This is a genomic window from Streptomyces sp. NPDC059668, from assembly GCF_042734135.1.
GTDB lineage: Bacteria > Actinomycetota > Actinomycetes > Streptomycetales > Streptomycetaceae > Streptomyces.
The window spans coordinates 1-6823 of the sequence record NZ_JBHWEL010000021.1; the positions used below are offsets into that span (position 1 = coordinate 1).

Annotated in this window: 6 protein-coding genes; 5 read left to right on the forward strand and 1 reads right to left on the reverse strand. The window is 71.0% G+C overall.

Going from position 1 to position 6823, the window contains the following annotated elements; translation table 11 throughout:
• The 4 genes from ACFV2J_RS17415 to ACFV2J_RS17430 form a co-directional block, all read left to right on the forward strand.
• The coding region (locus ACFV2J_RS17415; RefSeq protein ID WP_385439392.1) for an RNA polymerase sigma factor SigF at positions 1-1112 on the forward strand (1112 nt) is incomplete at its 5' end.
• A gap of 97 nt (positions 1113-1209) precedes the next feature.
• Positions 1210-1665, forward strand: coding sequence for a hypothetical protein (locus ACFV2J_RS17420; protein WP_385083419.1), 456 nt, complete (start codon positions 1210-1212; stop codon positions 1663-1665).
• Positions 1666-1878: 213 nt separating this feature from the next.
• Positions 1879-2847 (forward strand): diacylglycerol/lipid kinase family protein, encoded by a 969-nt coding sequence (locus ACFV2J_RS17425; RefSeq protein ID WP_385083420.1) that lies wholly within the window; start codon positions 1879-1881, stop codon positions 2845-2847.
• 318 nt (positions 2848-3165) lie between these two features.
• Positions 3166-3423, forward strand: a complete 258-nt coding sequence (locus ACFV2J_RS17430) for a WhiB family transcriptional regulator (RefSeq protein WP_006380970.1) — start codon at positions 3166-3168, stop codon at positions 3421-3423.
• Between the two features lie 228 nt (positions 3424-3651).
• Here the strand turns inward: ACFV2J_RS17430 and ACFV2J_RS17435 are convergent, their stop codons facing one another.
• On the reverse strand, positions 3652-5118 hold the full coding sequence (locus ACFV2J_RS17435) for a sensor histidine kinase (protein WP_385083422.1): 1467 nt from the start codon (positions 5116-5118) through the stop codon (positions 3652-3654).
• 760 nt (positions 5119-5878) lie between these two features.
• On the opposite strand from ACFV2J_RS17435, the gene nagB reads away from it, so the two are divergent.
• Positions 5879-6664, forward strand: coding sequence for a glucosamine-6-phosphate deaminase (gene nagB, locus ACFV2J_RS17440; RefSeq protein WP_385083421.1), 786 nt, complete (start codon positions 5879-5881; stop codon positions 6662-6664).
• Positions 6665-6823: the final 159 nt, after the last annotated feature.

Below are 6823 nucleotides of genomic sequence, written 5' to 3' on the forward strand. Positions count from 1 at the left end.
CCGCGCGGGGGGGGGGGGGGGGGGGCGTCCCGGGCCCCCCCGTCGGGCCCCGCCCCCCCCGGGCCCCCGCCCCCCCCCCCGGGGGGGGCCCCCCCCCCGCCCCGCACGAAGCCGAGCACGCGGGGGACGCGCCGGTCCACGAGGACGGACAGGAGAAGCTCCCCGGCCGGGACGACGGGCAACGGGATCCGGAGGGTGCCGCGCGGAGCACGTCCTCGGAAGGGCGGCGGCTGGTGACGGGCGGGACTATGAGCGAGCAAGAACAACACGACAAGACAGGTGCGCAGAACGTGCAGAGCGCGCAGGCCACTCAGCACGGGCCGAGCGTCCAGCACATCCAGCACGACCCCAAGGACCCGCAGGACCGCAGCGGGGCACGGGCGATGTTCATCGAGCTGCGCAAGCTGCCGGACGGCAGCGCCGAGTACGCGGAGCTGCGCAACCAGCTGGTCCGCATGCACCTCCCGCTCGTCGAGCACCTCGCACGCCGCTTCCGCAACCGCGGGGAGCCGCTGGACGACCTGACCCAGGTCGCCACCATCGGTCTGATCAAGTCGGTCGACCGGTTCGACCCGGAGCGCGGCGTCGAGTTCTCGACGTACGCGACCCCCACGGTCGTCGGCGAGATCAAGCGGCACTTCCGCGACAAGGGCTGGGCGGTCCGCGTCCCGCGCCGCCTCCAGGAACTGCGCCTCGCGCTCACCACGGCGACCGCGGAGCTCTCCCAGCAGCACGGCCGTTCCCCCACGGTCCACGAACTCGCCGAGAAGCTGGCCATCTCGGAGGAAGAGGTCCTGGAGGGCCTGGAGTCCGCGAACGCGTACTCCACGCTGTCCCTGGACGTTCCCGACACGGACGACGAGTCCCCGGCCGTCGCCGACACGCTCGGCGCCGAGGACGAGGCCCTGGAGGGCGTCGAGTACCGGGAGTCGCTGAAGCCGCTGCTGGAGGACCTTCCGCCGCGGGAGAAGCGGATCCTCCTCCTTCGCTTCTTCGGCAACATGACGCAGTCGCAGATCGCCCAGGAGGTCGGCATCTCCCAGATGCACGTCTCCCGTCTTCTGGCCCGCACCCTCGCCCAGCTCCGCGAAAAGCTGCTGGTCGAGGAGTAGCCCACCCCGTGGGGCGGGGCCGCGGCCGGGCACGGTCCGAGGCCGGCGTACGCCGGGGTCCGGTCGTACGCCAGAGGTCGAGGGCTACCCTTCAGGGGTGAGCGCTGAGCAGACCCCCGCCCCCGACACGTCCGCCGCGGAGCCCCGCCCCGGACGGCTGACCGCCGCGGCGGCGCTGGCCGCGCTGGAGGGGCTCGCCCTGGCCGCGGGAGGCGTCTACCTGATCGTGCAGGGGCTCACCGGATCCCCCGACGACCGGCGCGGGGCCGTCACGGGCGGCGTGACGCTGATCGTCCTCGCGCTGCTGCCCCTGCTGGCCGCGCGCGGGCTCCTGCTGCGCCGCAGGTGGAGCCGGGGGCCCGCGGTCATCACCCAGATCCTGGCCCTGCCCGTCGCCTACAACCTGCTGCGGGCCGACAGCCTCGCCATCCCGGCGGGCATCGTCCTGGCCGTGGTCTCCGTCGCGGCACTGGTCCTGCTCGTGAACCCGTCGACGACGGCGGCGCTGGGCATCCGCGGCCCCGGCGGCGCCGAGGAATCCCGGCAGCCCTGACACACCACGGCCGGCGCGTCCTGCCCGACGTGCCCCGCCGCCCCGCGCCCCGCCTCTCACCGCGTGGCTATCACCGCCCGCTTCACCACCGCCCGCCGGGCGCCGTACCCCGTTCGCGCCGTCTCTCCCCGTGTCGAGACTCACGCCCCTATCTCTTACCGGATCCCTACCTCGGTCTGGGACGAGTACCGCACGGTAGGTACGCTGCATCGCATGCGTGCACTTCTCGTGGTCAATCCGGCAGCAACCACCACAAGTGCGCGTACGCGCGACGTCTTGATCCACGCGTTGGCGAGCGAGATGAAGCTCGAAGTGGTCACCACCGAGTACCGCGGACACGCCCGGGACCTGGGCCGGCAGGCCGCGGAGGGCGAGGACATAGAACTGGTCGTCGCACTCGGCGGCGACGGCACCGTCAACGAAGTGGTGAACGGCCTGCTGCACAGGGGCCCCGAACTGGACCGCCTGCCCCGCCTCGCGGTGGTCCCCGGCGGCTCCACCAATGTCTTCGCCCGCGCCCTCGGCCTGCCCAACGACGCGGTGGAGGCCACCGGCGCCCTGCTGGACGCGCTGCGGGAGAACCGCGAACGCACGGTCGGCCTCGGTCTCGCGGCGGGCACCCCCGGCACCGAGGACGAGTCCGTCCCCTCCCGCTGGTTCACGTTCTGCGCGGGACTCGGCTTCGACGCCGGGGTGATCGGCCGGGTAGAGCAGCAGCGGGAGCGCGGCAAGCGCTCCACGCACGCCCTGTATTTGCGCCAAGTGGCACGTCAGTTTCTGGACGAACCTCACCGCAGGCACGGAACGATCACCCTGGACCGCCCCGGCGAGGACCCGGTCACCGATCTCGTCCTGTCCATCATCTGCAACACCTCGCCGTGGACGTTTCTCGGCAATCGTCCGGTGTACGCCTCACCTAAGGCTTCGTTCGATACCGGACTCGACGTACTCGGCCTCAACCGCATGTCGACGGCATCGGCCGCCCGGTATGCCACCCAGTTGCTCACTTCGTCCCCCGAGCGCGGTCCGCACGGAAAGCACGCCCTGTCCCTGCATGACCTGACCGACTTCACCTTGCATTCGAAGGTGCCGCTCCCCCTTCAGATGGACGGCGACCACCTGGGGCTGCGTACGAGCGTGACGTTCACAGGCGTACGCCGTGCACTGCGTGTGATTGTGTGAGTGGAAGGCCGCAAAGTCCTTTCACTCGAACGTTTAGACCAGGGTCCACCCCATGGAAGTACGGCTGTGACCTAGTCGACACCGAGGAATCAAAAAAAACTTTCCAGAAGGGGTTGTATCCGCCGCTGAGGTTTGCGAGTCTCTACGTGGCGCTCGGGACGGCCCGCAACATCGGCCCCACAGAGCGCCAGAACCCCTCCTCAAATCACAGGACCACACCAGTCCGTCTGGTAGTCGGCCCTTCACTTGTTGAGGGATTCGTGAAAGCGTTCACATTCACAAGCACCGTGCATGTAATACCAAGGAGAGGTAGCAGCCATGGACTGGCGTCACAACGCCGTTTGCCGCGAGGAAGACCCCGAGCTCTTCTTCCCCATCGGCAACACCGGTCCTGCGCTGCTGCAGATCGAGGAAGCCAAGGCCGTCTGCCGCCGCTGCCCCGTCATGGAGCAGTGCCTGCAGTGGGCGCTCGAGTCCGGCCAGGACTCCGGCGTCTGGGGTGGTCTCAGCGAGGACGAGCGTCGTGCGATGAAGCGCCGCGCCGCCCGCAACCGGGCTCGTCAGGCCACCGCCTGACACCCCACCCCGCAACGAGCCTGAGCTTGGCGGCGCGTACAGCGCGTACGCATCTCCCGCCCCCGAGCCGCAGCGCGCAGTACCCCCGATGCTCCCCCCGAATCCTCGACCGCGTTCGAGCAGGGGGTACCCCCATCGCCACGTAGCGAAGGCCCCGGACCTTTCGGTCCGGGGCCTTCGTGCTGCGCCCTCGCCCTGCCGTCCCGCGCGCCGGGACGCGGTCGCGTCCTACTTGCTCGCCCGCACCGGAATGTCCAGGATGACCTGCGTGCCGCGCTCGGGGGCCGCCACCATGTCGAACGTGCCGCCCAACTCGCCCTCCACCAGGGTCCGTACGATCTGCAGACCGAGGTTGCCCGAGCGGTGCGGGTCGAAGCCCTCCGGGAGACCGACCCCGTCGTCCTGGACCGTGACCAGCAGCCGGGTCTCCTTGGTGGTGCCGCCCCGGACCGCCGAGACCTCGACCGTGCCCCGGTCGCCCTCGCGGAAGCCGTGCTCCAGCGCGTTCTGCAGAATCTCGGTGAGGACCATGGAGAGCGGCGTCGCGACCTCCGCGTCCAGCACCCCGAAGCGGCCGGTGCGCCGGCCGGTGACCTTGCCCGGCGAGATCTCGGCGACCATCGCGAGCACCCGGTCGGCGATCTCGTCGAACTCCACCCGTTCGTCCAGGTTCTGAGACAGCGTCTCATGCACGATCGCGATCGACCCGACCCGCCGTACGGCTTCCTCCAGGGCCTCCCGGCCGCGCTCCGACTCGATGCGCCTGGCCTGCAGCCGCAGCAGTGCCGCCACCGTCTGGAGGTTGTTCTTGACCCGGTGGTGGATCTCCCGGATGGTCGCGTCCTTGGTGATCAACTCCCGCTCACGGCGGCGCAGTTCGGTGACGTCGCGCAGCAGTACGAGGGAACCGACCCGGGTGCCCTTGGGCTTCAGCGGGATCGCCCGCAGCTGGATCACCCCTTCGGCGCTCTCGATCTCGAACTCGCGGGGCGCCCAGCCGCTCGCGACCTTGGCCAGCGCCTCGTCCACCGGCCCGCGGGACGGGGCGAGTTCGGAGGTGGTCACGCCGAGGTTGTGGCCCACCAGGTCGGAGGCGAGGCCCAGCCGGTGGTACGCGGACAGCGCGTTCGGCGAGGCGTACTGCACGATGCCGTCCGCGTCCAGACGGATCAGTCCGTCGCCCACGCGCGGCGAGGCGTCCATGTCGACCTGCTGGTCGGGGAACGGGAAGGAGCCGGCCGCGATCATCTGGGCGAGGTCGGAGGCGCTCTGGAGATACGTCAGCTCCAGCCGGCTCGGGGTGCGCACCGTGAGGAGGTTGGTGTTGCGCGCGATGACGCCGAGGACGCGCCCCTCCCGCCGTACCGGAATGGACTCGACCCGCACCGGCACCTCCTCGCGCCATTCGGGGTCGCCCTCGCGCACGATGCGCCCCTCGTCGAGCGCGGCGTCCAGCAGCGGACGGCGGCCCCGCGGGACCAGATGGCCCACCATGTCGTCCTGGTACGAGGTCGGACCGGTGTTGGGGCGCATCTGCGCCACCGAGACGTAGCGGGTGCCGTCCCGGGTGGGGACCCACAGCACGAGGTCGGCGAAGGAGAGGTCGGAGAGCAACTGCCACTCCGAGACCAGCAGATGCAGCCACTCGAGATCGGAGGCACCGAGAGCGGTGTGCTGGCGTACGAGGTCGTTCATGGAGGGCACATGTGCGAGCGTACCCGGGGGTTCGGGCCCGGTCCGAAAACACCCGCGGGCCGCGGCGCCTGGGAGGGACCCTCAACCCTCCCGGCACCGCAGCCCGGAGCAGCAACGGCCGTGGGCTGTGCGGTCCCGGTCGGCCGATGGAGAGGAGCCGGAGCAGTCAGGGCAGAGAGCGCCGGTTCCTCGGTCCGTCCTCCTGTGCGGGGAGGACGGAGGCTTGTTCAGTTGACGCGGTGACGCTGTGGGCCACGGACGCCCTACTCGAACATTGTGGACTAGACCACGTTCTCGCGTCCATGAGCCGACGGATGTTTGTTGTTGTCACTTCATCGAACATCCCACGACATCCACCATGAAGACTAGCCCGCTTCGCCCCCCGGCGGGGGCCGGTTCCGGCCATGGGCGGGGCCGGACGGGTTGCCGTGCCGACCCTGTCCGGGAACCGGGAGCGTGACTGACGGTGATCACCGGCTCGCGGGCGGGGCAGGGCCGTGCGCCGGGGCCGCGGAGGTGAGCCCACGCCGGCCGCCGCGGCGCGAGGGGACACGCCCTGCGACCCCGCCCCCACCTCCCTGTCCTCACCCACCCCCCTCCCCTCCCGCTCCTCCCTCGCCCCTTTCGGATCACGTCCGGATCCCGGTCGGCGCGCGGGTTCACCCACGACCACGGGCCGCCCATCTTTGCTAGATTGGTCTACACCACACGTGTTCCCTTCGGTTCCCGGCGAGCCCCTCCCCAGATCGGCAGGCCCAGCGTGGAAGTTGTCATCGTTCCGGACGCCAAGGCGGGCGGCGAGCTGATCGCCGAGGCCATGGCGCAGCTGCTGCGGCGCAAGCCCGACGCCCTGCTCGGCGTGGCCACCGGCTCGACCCCGCTGCCCATCTACGAGGCGCTGGCGGCGCGGGTCGGCTCCGGCGACGTGGACGCCTCACGGGCCCGGATCGCGCAGCTCGACGAGTACGTGGGACTCCCCGCCGACCACCCCGAGTCCTATCGGTCGGTGCTCCGGCGCGAGGTGCTCGAACCGCTGGGGCTGGACATGGCCGCGTTCATGGGACCGGACGGCGCGGCGCCGGACGTCCAGGCCGCCTGTCTGGCGTACGACAGGGCACTGGCCTCGGCCGGCGGGGTCGACCTGCAGATCCTCGGGATCGGGACGGACGGGCACATCGGCTTCAACGAGCCGTGCTCCTCGCTCGCCTCGCGGACCCGGATCAAGACGCTGACCGAACAGACCCGGGTCGACAACGCGCGGTTCTTCGGCGGCGACATCGAGCAGGTGCCGCACCACGTCATCACGCAGGGCATCGGTACGATCCTGGAGGCCCGGCACCTGGTGCTGCTCGCCACCGGTGAGGGCAAGGCCGACGCGGTCGCCGCGACCGTGGAGGGTCCGGTCGCCGCGGTGTGCCCGGCCTCGGCACTCCAGCTCCACCCGCACGCCACGGTCGTCGTGGACGAGGCGGCGGCGTCCGAGCTGAAGCTCGCGGACTACTTCCGGCACACCTTCGCGAACAAGCCCGACTGGCAGGGCATCTAGGGCGTGTCGCGAAAGTCCCGCCCGCCTCGCGACGCCCAGGACGCGCCGCGCCCACAGCGGACGAAACCGCCGGTCGCCGTGCGCGGCACCAGGCGGGCCAGTTCGGCGGCCGCTGCCCAGGGGCGGGGTCGTATACACAAATGCGGGCCCAGCCGACCG

What these genes read in the sequence shown, in the direction of transcription:
- ACFV2J_RS17435 (WP_385083422.1), bottom strand. Translation starts at nt 5,118, where the DNA reads ATGAACGACCTCGTACGCCAGCACACCGCTCTCGGTGCCTCCGATCTC.
- ACFV2J_RS17425 (WP_385083420.1), top strand. Translation starts at nt 1,879, where the DNA reads ATGCGTGCACTTCTCGTGGTCAATCCGGCAGCAACCACCACAAGTGCG.
- ACFV2J_RS17430 (WP_006380970.1), top strand. Translation starts at nt 3,166, where the DNA reads ATGGACTGGCGTCACAACGCCGTTTGCCGCGAGGAAGACCCCGAGCTC.